The organism is Rhizobium sp. 007, from assembly GCF_015353075.1.
In the GTDB taxonomy this organism is placed as follows: Bacteria; Pseudomonadota; Alphaproteobacteria; order Rhizobiales; family Rhizobiaceae; genus Rhizobium.
Window position 1 is genome coordinate 423,159 of the sequence record NZ_CP064188.1, and the last position, 13,686, is coordinate 436,844.

11 protein-coding genes are annotated in these 13,686 nt (G+C 60.0%); 1 reads left to right on the forward strand and 10 read right to left on the reverse strand.

Going from position 1 to position 13,686, the window contains the following annotated elements; genetic code table 11:
* Positions 1 to 43 precede the first annotated feature (43 nt).
* The 9 genes from ISN39_RS23070 to ISN39_RS23110 form a co-directional block, all read right to left on the reverse strand.
* Entirely contained in the window at positions 44 to 1,675 is a 1,632-nt protein-coding gene (locus ISN39_RS23070; RefSeq protein ID WP_194730594.1) for an ABC transporter ATP-binding protein, read from the reverse strand.
* Positions 1,668 to 2,495, reverse strand: coding sequence for an ABC transporter permease (locus tag ISN39_RS23075; RefSeq protein ID WP_194730595.1), 828 nt, complete (start codon positions 2,493 to 2,495; stop codon positions 1,668 to 1,670). The genes ISN39_RS23070 and ISN39_RS23075 overlap by 8 nt, the downstream gene beginning before the upstream one ends.
* Complete coding sequence (locus ISN39_RS23080; protein WP_194731886.1) at positions 2,492 to 3,499, reverse strand: ABC transporter permease; 1,008 nt, start codon at positions 3,497 to 3,499, stop codon at positions 2,492 to 2,494. The genes ISN39_RS23075 and ISN39_RS23080 overlap by 4 nt, the downstream gene beginning before the upstream one ends.
* Before the next feature lie 96 nt (positions 3,500 to 3,595).
* Positions 3,596 to 5,185, reverse strand: a complete 1,590-nt coding sequence (locus tag ISN39_RS23085) for an ABC transporter substrate-binding protein (protein WP_194730596.1) — start codon at positions 5,183 to 5,185, stop codon at positions 3,596 to 3,598.
* Positions 5,186 to 5,305: 120 nt separating this feature from the next.
* On the reverse strand, positions 5,306 to 6,088 hold the full coding sequence (locus tag ISN39_RS23090) for a carnitinyl-CoA dehydratase (RefSeq protein WP_194730597.1): 783 nt from the start codon (positions 6,086 to 6,088) through the stop codon (positions 5,306 to 5,308).
* Positions 6,089 to 6,094: 6 nt separating this feature from the next.
* On the reverse strand, positions 6,095 to 8,149 hold the full coding sequence (locus ISN39_RS23095) for an acetate--CoA ligase family protein (protein ID WP_194730598.1): 2,055 nt from the start codon (positions 8,147 to 8,149) through the stop codon (positions 6,095 to 6,097).
* A 4-nt stretch (positions 8,150 to 8,153) separates the two neighbouring features.
* Positions 8,154 to 9,314 carry an acyl-CoA dehydrogenase family protein gene (locus ISN39_RS23100; RefSeq protein ID WP_194730599.1) on the reverse strand — a complete coding sequence of 387 codons (1,161 nt, stop codon included), beginning with the start codon at positions 9,312 to 9,314 and terminating at the stop codon, positions 8,154 to 8,156.
* Positions 9,311 to 10,813, reverse strand: a complete 1,503-nt coding sequence (locus ISN39_RS23105; RefSeq protein ID WP_194730600.1) for a carnitine 3-dehydrogenase — start codon at positions 10,811 to 10,813, stop codon at positions 9,311 to 9,313. Before ISN39_RS23105 ends, ISN39_RS23100 begins: the two co-directional genes overlap by 4 nt.
* Before the next feature lie 7 nt (positions 10,814 to 10,820).
* A complete protein-coding gene (locus tag ISN39_RS23110; RefSeq protein WP_194730601.1) occupies positions 10,821 to 11,723 on the reverse strand; it encodes a 3-keto-5-aminohexanoate cleavage protein in 903 nt (300 codons plus the stop codon).
* A gap of 101 nt (positions 11,724 to 11,824) precedes the next feature.
* Between ISN39_RS23110 and ISN39_RS23115 the strand changes: the two genes are divergently transcribed.
* The gene (locus ISN39_RS23115; protein WP_194730602.1) at positions 11,825 to 12,817 is read left to right on the forward strand and encodes a GlxA family transcriptional regulator; all 993 of its coding nucleotides are present in this window, start codon (positions 11,825 to 11,827) and stop codon (positions 12,815 to 12,817) included.
* Here ISN39_RS23115 and ISN39_RS23120 read toward each other — a convergent pair.
* Positions 12,792 to 13,667 carry a LysR substrate-binding domain-containing protein gene (locus tag ISN39_RS23120; RefSeq protein ID WP_194730603.1) on the reverse strand — a complete coding sequence of 292 codons (876 nt, stop codon included), beginning with the start codon at positions 13,665 to 13,667 and terminating at the stop codon, positions 12,792 to 12,794. The genes ISN39_RS23115 and ISN39_RS23120 overlap by 26 nt on opposite strands.
* Positions 13,668 to 13,686 lie beyond the last annotated feature (19 nt).

The following is a 13,686-nucleotide window of genomic DNA, read 5'->3' on the forward strand; positions in this document are numbered from 1 at the left end:
TGCGGAGGAATAGCGGACCGATGGGAAAATCCGCCCCCTGAATTCAGTTGCCGGCGCTCTCCATCCTACGTGTGGTGAGCACCCGCTCAAGCCAGCCGATCTCCATCTCGGGCACGGATTTGAGCAAGAGATCGGTATAGTCGTCGAATGGCGGGGAGAGCACCTTGGATTTTGGTCCGAAGCGGACGAGCTTGCCGCGATGCATCACTGCAACGCTGTCGGCGATCGCCCGCACGATGGCGATATCGTGCGTGATGAAGATGTAGGAAAGCTGCGTATCTTCCTGCAGCCGCAGAAGAAGGTTCAGGATGCCTTCTGCGACCAGTGGATCGAGCGCTGAAGTGGGTTCGTCGCAGAGAATGAGTTGCGGTTTCGCGGCAAGTGCCCGCGCAATGGCGACACGTTGCTTCTGCCCCCCTGAAAGCTCCGCCGGGTAGCGATCGATGAAGCCGTTGCCCATCTCGATCTGATCGAGCAGTTCCTTGACCCGAGCGGTCTTGGCTGCCCCGCGCAGGCCGTAATAGAACGTAAGTGGCCGGCCGATGATGTCGCGCACGGTCTGGCGCGGGTTCATCGCCGTGTCGGCCATCTGGTAGATTAGCTGGATGCGCCTCAGATCGTCATGCGAGCGACTTTTGACATTCGACGTCAAAGGATTGCCGTTGAAAAACACCTTGCCCTCGCTCGGCGGCAGAAGACCGGTGATGACGCGCGCAAGCGTCGACTTTCCGGAACCGGATTCGCCGACGACGGCAAGCGTCTGGCCCCTTGGAACATGCAGCGAGACATCGTGCAGTACCTTGAGGCCGTTGGAATATTCAGCGCTGACATGGTCGACCTTCAAGAGCGTATCGGACTGGTCGGGTGCTTCTTCTCGAACAGCCTGACGCACATTGACGAGGGCACGCGTATACTCTTGCCGCGGCGCCTCGATGATCTGCTGCACGCTGCCATACTCAACCTGCTTTCCGTAGCGCAGCACCATGATGTCGTCGGAAATCTGAGCAACCACGGCGAGATCGTGGGTGATATAGAGTGCTGCCGTGCGTGTCTTTTCGATCGCATGCTTGATAGCGGCAAGGACATCGATCTGGGTCGTGACGTCAAGCGCTGTCGTCGGCTCGTCAAAGACGATGAGTTCGGGATTGGGGCAGAGCGCCATGGCCGTCATGGCGCGCTGCAGCTGGCCGCCGGAGACCTGATGGGGAAAGCGATCTCCAAAGGTCTCGGGGTTCGGCAGGCCAAGCACCCGAAACAGGTACGTTGCCCTTTCCTTCGCTTCCTCTTTGGTCATGAGCCCATGTTTCACCGAGGCCTCGATGACCTGATCGCCAAGCCGGTGTGCGGGATTGAAAGCGGCTGCCGCCGACTGCGCGACATAGCAGACGCGCGCACCGCGGATCCGGCGGATACCGTCCCTGTTGAGTGCGAGAATATTCTGGCCGTCGAGACGAACCTCGCCGCCTGCAATTTCGGCACCGCCTCGACCATAGGCCAGGGCAGAAAGCCCGATCGTCGATTTGCCTGCGCCGGATTCGCCGATGAGGCCAAGAACCTTGCCCCTTTTCAGGTCGAAGGACACGTCATCGACGATCGTCACGCGCTTCGGCGGCTCGCCGGGGGGATAGCTGGTCGCTTCGATTTTCAGATTGCGGACGCAAAGAAGCTCAGGCATCGCCGCGCCCTCCCTTGAGGCTGGACGTACGTTTCAACAGCCAGTCCACCACGAGATTGACGCAGACGGCAAGGGCTGCGATCGCCGAACCGGGAACAAGGGCTGCGGAAATTCCGAAGATGATGCCGTCCTTGTTATCCTTGACCATGCCGCCCCAATCGGCGGCTGGCGGCTGAATGCCGAGACCGAGGAAAGAAAGCGTCGACAAGAACAGGATCGAGAAGGCGAAGCGCAAGCCAAATTCGGCAAGCAGTGGTGTCAGCGTATTTGGCAGGATCTCGCGGAAGATGATCCAGGTCTTGCCTTCGCCGCGCAGTTTCGCGGCTTCGACGAACTCCATGACGGCGACATCAAGCGCGACCGCCCGACCGAGACGGTAAACGCGGGTGGAATCGAGAATCGCCATCACGAGAACCAGCACGATCAGGTTTTGTGGCAACACGGCGAGAACGACGAGCGCGAAGATCAGCGTCGGGATCGACATCATCAGATCGTTGAATCGTGAGAAGACCATATCGATCCATCCGCGCGAGACGGCCGCTGTGAAGCTCAAGATGATGCCGAGCGAAAAGGAGATGATCGTCGCGGCAAGGGCGACAAACAGCGTCGTGCGGGCGCCAAAGATCAGACGTGAGAGGATGTCGCGTCCGAGATTGTCGAGCCCAAAGAAATACTGGCCATCGGCTATCTGCCAGACGTTGCCGACCACTTCCGTTTCGCCATAGGGGGCAAGCAAGGGCGCAAAGATCGCGCAGATGAAGGCGGCTGCAATGCCGAACATACCGATCCAGGCCGTGAGGGGAACATTTTGCAATCTCATCGCGGGTGCCTCAGTCGCGGATTGGCGATGATGGCGAGGATGTCGGCCACCATGTTCAGGAAGATATAGACGGCAGCGAAGATGAGACCGCAGGCCTGCACGACCGGCATGTCGCGAACCGTGACAGCGTCGACCATATACTGACCCATGCCGGGATAGACGAAGACGACCTCGACAACTACGACGCCGACGACGAGATAGGCAAGGTTGAGCGCCACCACATTGATGATCGGCGCCAGCGCGTTGGGGGCTGCGTGCTTGACGATTGATCGGAAGGCACCGAGCCCCTTGAGCTCGGCAGTTTCCATATAGGCTGAAGACATAACGGAAAGGATGGCAGCGCGCGTCATTCGCATCATATGCGCCAGGACGACGAGAACGAGGGTTGCCGTGGGTAGGGCGATCGCCTTCAGTCGGTCGACGAGGCCCATGCTTTCATAGACGGTCGCCGGAAAGGTCGCGACACCGAGTTTGACGGCGAAGAAAAGGATCAGGAGATAGCCGATGAAGAATTCAGGCAGCGAAATCGCCGCCAGTGAGATGATGTTGATGATCTTGTCCGGCAGACGATTGCGGAAATGGACGGCGAGCATACCGAGACCGACGGCAAGCGGTACCGAGATGACGGCAGCGAAGCCCGCAAGGAAGAGTGAATTGCCAAGACGCTTGCCGATCTGCTCGCCGACGGAATTTTTACTGGCCCACGACGAGCCGAAGTCACCCCGTAGGGCATCGCCGAGCCACTCGAAATAGCGCGTCGTTACCGGACGGTTCAGCCCGAGTTCCTGACGGATATTGGCGACGGCTTGAGGGGTTGCGGACTGGCCGAGATAGGTTGTCGCGAAATCGCCGGGCAGTGCTTCCAGGCCTCCGAAGATCACGACGGAGACGGCAAAGAGCAGGATGATGCTGAGCACGAAGCGCTCGAGAATAAGGGCAAGCAGAGGAAAACGCTGCTTGAACCTCAGGCCGGGCAAGATGTGACCTGACGGAGGATTGGACATGGCAAAGGCCTCGTGCTGAAACGTCGGGAGGACCGCGGGGAGCATTCCCACGGTCCTGGCTGCGTTAGAGATGAGGGGCGTTAACCCCTTCACGTGCTAGGCCTCCAGCCAGACGCGGGTCGCGACGTAACCGTTCGACATGTCGTTGCCGATATCGTGAACATAGCCTTTTACCTGCTTGGTGGAAGCATTCACGAAGTCGTTGAACATCGGCAGGATGAGCCCGCCTTCGTCACGCACCATCATCGCCATCGTCCGGTACATGTCCTTGCGCTTGGTCTCATCGAGTTCGGCGCGCGCCTGTAACAGCAGCTTGTCGAAATCCGGTCGCTTGAAGCGTGTGTCGTTCCAGTCGGCTGTCGACAGATAGGCGGTGGAATACATCTGGTCCTGCGTCGGCCGCCCGCCCCAATAAGACGTCGAGAAGGGCTGGACGTTCCAGACGTTGGTCCAATAACCGTCGCCGGGCTCGCGCTTGACCTCGATCTCGATGCCCGCCTTCTTGCAGCTTTCCTGATAGAGAACGGCCGCATCGACTCCACCCGGGAAGGCCACCTCGGAGGTGCGCAACAGAACAGAGCCACTGTGACCGGACTTCTTGTAATGGAATGCCGCCTTGTCGGGATCATACGCACGTTGCTCGATGCCCTCGGGAAACAGCGCATAGGTATTGTTGATCGGGAAATCGTTGCCGACCTTGCCATAACCGCCAAGGATCTTCTTGACCATGGCTTCACGATCCATGGCGTATTTCAGGGCAAGGCGCAGGTCATTGTTGTCGAACGGCGCGGTATCGCAATGCATGATGAAGACGTAGTGGCCGCGGCCGGAGGTCGACAGAATCTCCACGTTCGGTGCGCGCTTCAAAAGATCGACCGTCTTCGGATCGACGCGATTGATGTAGTGTACCTGGCCGGATGACAGCGCTGCGATACGGGCGGTAGCATCATTCATGCCGATGATTTCGATAGAATCGACATAACCGCGGTCGGAACGCCAGTCGTCCCTGTTCTTCTCGAAAGTTGCGCGAACACCCGGTTCGAAGCTCGTCAGCCTGTAGGGGCCGGTGCCGATCGAGGCGAGCGGATCGTCATTGCCGCCATTGGGCTGGATCACCAGGTGATAGTCGGTGAGCAAAAGTGGCATATCGGCATTGCCTTCACTCAGCGTCAATACGAGATTGCCGCCATCCGCCTTGATGTCCTTGATCGATCCCAGCACGCCAAGGGCGCCGGATTCGGACTTGGCGTCCGTGTGGCGTTTCAGCGTCGCGACGACGTCGTCGATTGTCAATTCCTTGCCGTCGTGGAATTTGACGCCCTTGCGGATCTTGAAGGTCCAGGTCGCCGCATCCTTCGACGGCTCCCAGGATTCGGCAAGCGCAGGGACTGCAGCCCCCGTCAGCGGATCGGATTCAACGAGCATATCGCCCCAGCAGCGGCCGACGCAGAACATGAACTGCGACAGGAATTTTGCCGGATCCTTGGAATCGGTTGCTGCCCCACCTTCGAGGCCGAGCTTCAGATGACCGCCACGCTTCGGCTCCGCCGCCTGTGCGCTTTCAGTAAAGAGTTTATCGGCAACCGCCAGCGTGATGCCTGCTGCCATGGCACGTCCGATGAATTCACGGCGGCTCAGTCCACCGGCAGTTACGCGACTTGTGAGATATTTCGTATAGCCGTTCATTCCCCTGTTCCTTCTTCTTGATGCGTTGACAGAACTTTCGGGCAATTGGCGGCATGCGGTTTCCTCTTCCGCCTGCGCCGCCCGAGATCATGCGGGAAAATGGCGGTTGCCGCCGCCTCGTCACTTTCCTTTCCACATTGGGGTTCGCTTCTCCGCGAAAGCCCGCGCGCCTTCCAATTGGTCTCCGCTCGAATAGAGGGTATCGACGGTTGCCAGCTGCCGTTTCGTGATCTTGTTCATGGCAGTCTGAAACGTTGTTCCCTCCGCTTCGCGCACGATTTCCTTGATTGCGGCATAGACAAGCGGCGGTCCGCTTTCGAGCAGCCGGCCAATTTCCCATGCACGGTCCATCAATTTGCCGGCCGCGACGACCTCGTTAACGAAGCCCCAGCGATGGGCCTCGTGGACGTCGAGCCAGCGTCCCGTCAGGAGCATGTCCATTGCGATATGGTAGGGGATGCGCTTGGGAAGCTTGACGGAAGCTGCATCCGCAACCGTTCCCGAGCGGATTTCCGGCAGCGCGAAGGTCGCATGTTCAGCCGCGACGATCAAATCCGCCGAAAGGGCAATCTCCAGACCGCCGCCGCAACAGATGCCGTTGACAGCACAGATGATCGGCTTGTTAAGATCGCGCAGTTCCTGCATCCCGCCGAAGCCTCCGATGCCGTAGTCGCCATCGACGGCATCGCCTGCCGCTGCCGCCTTGAGATCCCATCCTGCGGAAAAGAATTTTTCGCCGGCTCCGGAAATGATTGCTACGCGCAGGGCTGAATCGTCTCGAAAGTCGCGGAAAAGAACGCCCATCTCGCGGCTCGTTGCAAGATCGATGGCGTTCGCTTTCGGCCGGTCTATGATGACCTCGAAAATGCCGCCGTCGCGTCTCGTGCGAATGGAGCTGCTCAACTTCTGCTACCTCCTTCGCCGTATAAGGGCGTCGACTGCGACAACGCCCTTGTTTTCAGGAAGAACCATCAATGGATTAATGTCCAGTTCCTCCAGACGCGCGGCATTCTTTACGACATAATCTGCCGCTGCTGCGACAGCGAAGACAACCGCTTCGAGGTCGCCTTTTGGACGGCCACGATAGCCGTTGATCAATTTTCCGATCCTCAGACGCGAAATCGTCTCCGTTATCGCCGTTCTTGTCGTTGGAAGCGACAAAATGGCGGAATCTTCGAGCAATTCCACCAAAATTCCGCCCGAACCGACTGTGAGTGTCAATCCGAAGACAGGATCGCGTGCTGCTCCAATGATCAGCTCTGCGACGCTGTGCTCCACCATCTTTTCGACCAGGAATGCCTTGGTGCCGTTCATCGATGTGGCTGCGTCGAATACCGCCGTTGCGTCCTTTAAGTTGAGCGCCACCGCACCCGCCTCGGTCTTGTGCTCAATGGCGAGCCCCTTGAGCGCGACGGGATAGCCGAGCTCGTCCGAGCGCTCCATCGCCTCTTGCGGAGAATTCGCAACGAAACCGGCAGGGACGGGAACGCCAAAGGCCGAGAGCGCTGCCTTTGCATCGGCCTCATCCAACGTTTCGATCTCGCCTTCGACTTGTGGCACGTCGAGAAGGCGTAGCTCTGGTGGAACGCTCCATTCCCGACCGATGCGGCTTGCGATTTCGATTGCTGCAAGCGTTTCGAAAATGCCGCAAAAAGGTACGACGCCTCTCTTCATCAGGCTGACGGCACGATCTTCAGGCATATTTTCGGGCAGCGTCGCGACAACGCCTGCAAACCCACCGGTGGAGGCTGAAGCGGCAACGATCGCATCGACCGTCGTCGTCCAGTCGGCAGCATCGCATCGGTCGGTCCGCGGGAAATCAAGCACGACGAGGTTGAGCGCATAGCCGCCCTCAAACATTGCCGTAAAAGCGTCCGTCTGGCGACCGAGATCGCCCCACGCAAACGTATGGTAGTCCAAGGGATTGGAAAGGGTGACCATTTGCCCGAGCGCGAGGCGAAGGGGCGCCAGCTGCCCAGGCCGCAAGGCGCGAAATTCTACGGCGCGACCGACGGCGGCATCCGCCATCAGCGACGCTTCACCACCTGAACAGCTCATCGAGGAAATCGCATTGCCGGTAAGCGGTCCGGCAACATGCAGGAGTTTTAGCGTTTCCAGCAACTCCGGTAATGAGCCGACACGGCCGATCCCCAGACGGCCAAGAACGGCATCGGCGACCGCGTCGCTGCCGGAAAGCGAGGCCGTATGAGAAATCGTCGCTCGTTTCGCCTGCTCGGATTTCCCGACCTTTAGTGCAACGACCGGCTTTCTCAGCTCGCGTGCTCGCAGCGCGAGCGCCTGGAGCGCCGGCAGGCTTCCGAAACCCTCTACGTGAAGCCCGACTGCGGTGACGCGAGGGTCCTCGAGCAGCGCGTAGGCGACGTCTGAAAGTGACGTCTGCGCCTGGTTGCCGACCGTGACCAGATAGGCGATGGGCAGGCCGCGCGTCTGCATGGTCAGGTTGAGCGCGATATTTGAGGACTGGGTAAGGATTGCAACGCCGCGGTCGACACGTTGCATCCCATGCTGGTCGGGCCAGAGCAATGCGCCATCGAGACCGTTGATCAAACCATAGCAGTTCGGCCCGAGGATCGGCATGTCGCCCGCCGCGTCCAGCAGGCGCCTTTGAAGATCGGCACCGTCGGCCAATTCGCCGGCCGCCTCGCTAAAGCCCGATGCGTAACAGACCGCACCGCCTGCTCCTCTTGCAGCAAGATCTCTGACGATGTCGAGTGTCAGCATCCTGTTGACGCCGACGAAAGCGGCATCTGGCGCGGCGGGCAGTTCCAGGATCGAACGATAACAGCGCCGTCCATGAACCTCTTCGAGTTTTGGATGGACGGGCCAGACGTCTCCACCGAACCCCATTCGGTCGCACTGCTCGATAACCCGATGCGCCTCGCGACCGCCGAAGACAGCGATCGTTTGAGGTCTGAGCAGGCGGTCGAGCGAGCGCTGGGTCATCGTTTCATGCTCCGAATGGCCGCAGCAGCTCACGGCTGATGATGTGGCGCTGGATCTCGGAAGTGCCGTCCCAGATGCGCTCGACCCGCGCATCCCGCCAGAAACGGGCAATCGGCAGATCGTCCATCAGACCCATCCCGCCGAAGATCTGGATCGCCTCGTCAGTTACGCGCGCAAGCATTTCGGAAGCGTAGAGCTTTGCCGAGGCGATCTCGCGGTTGGCGCCAATACCTTGATCGAGCCGCCAGGCTGCAGCAAGCGTCAGCCAATCGGCCGCATCGATCTCGGTGATCATATCCGCGAGCTTGAAAGAAACGCCCTGATTGGCCCCGATCGGCTTGCCGAACTGCCTGCGCTCGGCAGCGTAGGGAAGGGCCATGTCGAAGACGCGCCGGGCCCGTCCGACGCAGGTGGCGGCAACTGTCAGCCGCGTGCCGTAGAGCCATTCATTGGCAATATCGAATCCGCGATGGATCCCGCCCAGCACCTGGCTCTCGGGAAGCCGGCAATCGGTGAAGTTCAAGATGCAATTGTGGTAGCCGCGGTGCGATATGGAATCATATCCCTTGAGGATCTCGAAGCCCGGCGTGCCGCGGTCGACGAGGAAGGCCGTAATTTTCTTCTTCGTTCCCTTCTGTGTCTCCTCCTCGCCGGTTGCGGCAAAGACGATGACGAAATCGGCGACGTCGGCATGCGAGATGAAATGCTTCGTGCCATTGAGAATGAAATCGCTCCCATGGCGGCGGGCCGCACACTTCATGCCGCGCATGTCTGAGCCGGCATCCGGCTCGGTAATTGCAAGCGCGTCGATCCGCTCGCCGCGCACAGCCGGCAGCAGATACCGGTCCCGTTGGTCACCTTCGCAGGCCATGAGAATACCCGAGGGACGACCGAAGAAGACCGTCAGGGCCATCGAGCCGCGGCCAAGCTCCCGCTCCACCAGGGTAAAAGTGGTATGGTCGAGCCCGGCGCCGCCAACCTCTTCAGGGAAATTGCAGGCGTAAAAGCCGAGTTCGATACACTTGCGCCGGATCGCCTGGCCAAGTTCAGGCGCGACGACGCCAGTGCGCTCGACGGCGTTTTCGTGCGGATAGATTTCCGTTTCGACGAAGCCGCGGACCGTTTTGACGATCATCTCCTGTTCTTCGTTGAGAGCAAAATTCATGACGAACCCCAACGCTTCTGACCGACGTGGCGGCCGGCTCCTTCAGGACGGGGGAGAGCCGCATGGGCAGCGGCGATGGACCCGGCTTTCTCAAGCACCCCAGCTGCGGCGGGTATCGCTTTGCCGGCCCTTGTGTCGACATGCAGCAACATGTGCTCGGCGGTCGCAATCGCCTCGCCAGCCGCCGTGTCATGGATCGTGTGGAACACCTGCAACCGCTTTTCATCGACGCAAAGCACCTGACAGGTTGCGTGGATCGCCTGACCGAGCTTGGCCTCTCCGAGATGGCGGATATGGGTCTCCACCGTATAATAGCTTTGCCCCGCCTCAACATAAGCGAGATCAACACCGATGAGGCGCAAGAGGGCATCCGAAGTGTCGCCGAAAACCTGCAGGTAACGGTGCTCGGTCATATGGCCATTATAGTCGACCCAGGCGGGGCTGACCTTGGTTTCGACCAGTCGCAGCGGTTGCGAGAGATCCGATGATGCCTTCGTCTTTCCGCTCGCTGCCCAAAGCGCGTGCTCGAAATCCTTAAGCAGCTTTCCGGCACCCCAGCCCTTGCCGCCATTGGACCCCTTCAGGGCCTGAAGGATACCGACGAGATTCTCGTCGCGAATTCGTTCGAGTTCACGAATGGAACGGCCGGCTGCCTGCTCATCGGACTGCTGGCCGATTTTTTCGACGAGCGCGTCGTCAAGATCGACCACATTGGTGAGCTTCGTCCAGGGCCATGCGAGGCAGGGACCGAACTGTTGGAGGAAGTGACGCATGCCAGCCTCGCCACCTGCAATCCGATAGGTCTCGAAGAGACCCATCTGTGCCCAGCGCATGCCGAAGGAATAGCGGATCACGTCGTCAAGCGTCTCGACTGTGCAGATATCGTCATGGATCAACCAGAGGGCTTCGCGCCAGAGCGCCTCGAGAAGGCGGTCGCCGACAAAAGCCTCGATCTCCTTCGCGATGTGAACGCCCTTCATGCCAATCGGCGGCAATTTTTCCATCGCGGCCTTGATCGTCGCCATCGCCGTCTTCTCGCCGCCGACGATCTCGACCAGCGGCAGAAGATAGACCGGATTATAGGGATGGGCGACGAAGAGGCGTTCCGGATACTGCATGTCCTGCTGAAGATCGGTCGGCAGCAGGCCCGACGTCGAGGAGCCAATTAAGGCATCCGGTCGCGCTGCCGCGTCGATCTGGGCTAACACGCTACGCTTCAAGTCGAGCCGTTCGGGCACGCTTTCCTGGATCCAGTCGGCATCGACGACGGCTTCTTCCAAGCTGCCGCAGAAGGTCAACTTGCCGCGTTTTGGCAGCGGTGCGCCTGTCAGCATCGCATAGGCCCGTTCGGCATTGGTGAGGACCTCGCCGATGATGCGGCGCGCGTCAGGATGTGGATCGAAGACGTCAACGTCGATACCGGCCAGAAGGAAGCGGGCAATCCATCCGCCGCCGATGACGCCGCCGCCTATGCAGGCTGCCTTGTTGATCTTGATCATCCGGCCCTCAGCGCTTCGTCAGTTTCAGCTTCTTTCGGACCTCTTCCGGTCCGATGATGCGCGCGCCCATGCCTTCGACCACCTGGACTGCCTTTTCGACAAGCTGGGCATTGGTGGCAAGCGTGCCCTTGCCGGCATAGAGATTGTCCTCCAGGCCGACACGGACGTTTCCGCCGGCGAGAATAGCCGCAGCCGGATAGGCCATGGCGTTGCGGCCGATCGAGAAGGCCGAAAAGGTCCAGCTCTGCGGCACGTTGTTGACCATCGCCATGAAGGTATTGAGATCGTCCGGCGCCCCCCACGGGATACCCATGCAGAGCTGGATCAGCACCGGGTCCTCGATCAGGCGTTCTTCGGCAAGCTGTTTGGCGAACCAGAGATGGCCGGTATCGAACGCCTCGATTTCTGGCCGCACACCGAGATCGGTCATCTTTTTCGCCATCGCGCGCAGCATGCCTGGCGTATTGGTCATGACATAGTCGCCGAGACTGAAGTTCATGGTGCCGCAGTCGAGCGTGCAGATTTCCGGCAGGCATTCGCCGACATGGCTGACACGCTCGCTGGCGCCCGCCATGTCGGTCCCTTTTGGGTTGAGGGGCAGAGGCGTTTCGACATTGCCGAAAATCAGGTCGCCGCCCATGCCGGCCGTCAGATTGAGCACGACATCGATCTCGGCGGAGCGGATGCGATCGGTGACTTCCCTGTAGAGGTCGTTGCGCCGGCTTGCGGCACCGGTGTCCGGATCGCGGACATGGCAGTGAACGACTGCCGCCCCAGCCTTGGCGGCGTCGATCGCGGAATCCGCGATCTGCTTGGGAGTAACGGGAACGTGGCTGGATTTCGAGACCGTATCGCCGGCGCCGGTCACGGCACAGGTGATGAAGACATCGCGGTTCATCACAAGAGGCATTTTGTTCTCCCTCGTATTGAGGCTATTACGCGGCAAAGCCCCGGCCATTGCTTTGCATTAACGGAACTAGATGATACAGTTTTGGAAATCGTGGAGAGTCAATGCTGACGCGATCGACAGAACGGCTCGATATCGACCTTCTGATTTTGCCGGAAACGAACCTGATCCTGATCGCCTCGGTGATCGAGCCGTTGCGAGGCGCCAACCGCATTTCCGGCAGCGAGATCTATCGCTGGCGTCTATTGACCCCGGATGGCGATCCGGCTCCTACCACCAGCGACATCCCGGTTCCCGCCTGCGCGCCCTTCAAGGCAAAGGCCGATACGGCGCCACTCTTCGTGCTCGCCAGCTACAACTGGCGGCAAAGTGCCACTCCGGCCCTGAAGATGCAGCTTTCGCAGGCTGCTCGCTACCGAAGGATGATAGCCGGCATCGAATCCGGCACGTGGCTGCTTGCCGAAGCAAGCCTTCTTGATGGGTATTCTGCGACTATCCATTGGGAGGATTTCGAAGATTTCGCACTCGCCTACCCGCAAGTTCGTGCCTCAAGGGACCGCTTCGTCATCGATGGCAAGCGGCTGACCACTGCCGGCTCATTGCCGACCGTCGATCTGATGCTCGAGGTGATCCGGCAGCGGCAAGGTTATTCGCTGGCGCTGGAGGTGAGCCGGCTCTTCAGCTACGAACAAGCAAATTTCCATTCCGAGCACGAACTTTCTCCATCGACTGTCAGTTTGCGGATGCGCGATCCGCGTGTCGCTCACGCGATCCGGTTGATGGAGGACAACATCGAGCAGCCTTTGGTTCTGGCCAGGCTTGCGCGCCGCGTCGGCATCAGCGCGCGCCACCTGCAGGGGCTCTTTCAGGAGAGCATTGGGGCGCCGCCGCATGTGCACTATCTGGCGTTGCGGTTGAATGCTGCCCGTCGCAAGGTGATCGAGACCAAGGCATCTTTTGCCGATATCGCTGCCGCAACCGGCTTCAATTCGGCTTCCGCCTTTGCCCGGAGCTACCGAGCAAGCTTCTCCGAGAGCCCCTCCGACACCCGGCGACGCCTTCGCCGTCGCATCATGTTGGCGCAAGAGCGGCCATAGGCTGGAAGGCCTCCCGCACCCTTTCGGCCAGTTCCTGGATCGCCGCGGTGGAATGATGCCGGCTGCGGCGCAATACGACCCGGGAGGAATCGACCAGCGGAAAGCCATCAGCACTCGTCAGTTCCCGGCATCCGGGCGGGATGTTGCTGCGGGAGAGCGTGGTCACGGCAAGCCCGGCGGCGACCGCGTTCTTCAGTCCGGAACTAGTATCGGCAATGAAGGCAATGCGATATCTGCGGCCGTGCTGCTCCAGCGAACGAAGTGCAAAATCGCGGCACCAGGTTGAATTTCTGTAAATTGCGATCGGCAGCGGATCGGCGTCGTGTAACCGATGCACCAGCGAGGTCACCCAAACGGTAGGGTCGATGCAAAGAACCTCGCCGTTGATCTGATTGCTCCAGTCGAAGACGACGGCGAGGTCGAGTTCGTCGCGTTCGAGCGCTGCGAGATTATGGGATGTGTAATCGCAAGAGATCGTCACCTCGACGGCCGGGTGGCGCACGGAGAATGCAGCAAGTGCGGCCGGCAATACGGTCTGACTATATTCTTCGGGGATACCGATGCGAACAGGCCCGTCCAGCGGCTTGGTCCGGATCGTCGCCGTTGCCTCGTTCAGAAGGTCGATCACCCGTCGGGCATAGGGAAGGAGCTGCGTTCCAGCGCCTGTCAGAGCAACGCCGCGCGCGCCTCTTTCGAAAAGCGTTTCGCCGATCGTGTCCTCTAGTCGTTTCACCTGAGCGCTGACAGCCGACTGGGTTCGGCCGATGCGCTGGGCGGCGGCCGAAAAGTTCAACGTTTCGGTCACAACCAGAAAGGTCCTCAGCAGGTCGCTTTCAATTGGTTCACGCATGGGCAGCCACAAAGAAATC

What these genes read in the sequence shown, in the direction of transcription:
- ISN39_RS23070 (WP_194730594.1), bottom strand. Translation starts at nt 1,675, where the DNA reads ATGCCTGAGCTTCTTTGCGTCCGCAATCTGAAAATCGAAGCGACCAGC.
- ISN39_RS23075 (WP_194730595.1), bottom strand. Translation starts at nt 2,495, where the DNA reads ATGAGATTGCAAAATGTTCCCCTCACGGCCTGGATCGGTATGTTCGGC.
- ISN39_RS23080 (WP_194731886.1), bottom strand. Translation starts at nt 3,499, where the DNA reads ATGTCCAATCCTCCGTCAGGTCACATCTTGCCCGGCCTGAGGTTCAAG.
- ISN39_RS23085 (WP_194730596.1), bottom strand. Translation starts at nt 5,185, where the DNA reads ATGAACGGCTATACGAAATATCTCACAAGTCGCGTAACTGCCGGTGGA.
- ISN39_RS23095 (WP_194730598.1), bottom strand. Translation starts at nt 8,149, where the DNA reads ATGACCCAGCGCTCGCTCGACCGCCTGCTCAGACCTCAAACGATCGCT.
- ISN39_RS23100 (WP_194730599.1), bottom strand. Translation starts at nt 9,314, where the DNA reads ATGAATTTTGCTCTCAACGAAGAACAGGAGATGATCGTCAAAACGGTC.
- ISN39_RS23105 (WP_194730600.1), bottom strand. Translation starts at nt 10,813, where the DNA reads ATGATCAAGATCAACAAGGCAGCCTGCATAGGCGGCGGCGTCATCGGC.
- ISN39_RS23110 (WP_194730601.1), bottom strand. Translation starts at nt 11,723, where the DNA reads ATGCCTCTTGTGATGAACCGCGATGTCTTCATCACCTGTGCCGTGACC.
- ISN39_RS23115 (WP_194730602.1), top strand. Translation starts at nt 11,825, where the DNA reads ATGCTGACGCGATCGACAGAACGGCTCGATATCGACCTTCTGATTTTG.
- ISN39_RS23120 (WP_194730603.1), bottom strand. Translation starts at nt 13,667, where the DNA reads ATGCGTGAACCAATTGAAAGCGACCTGCTGAGGACCTTTCTGGTTGTG.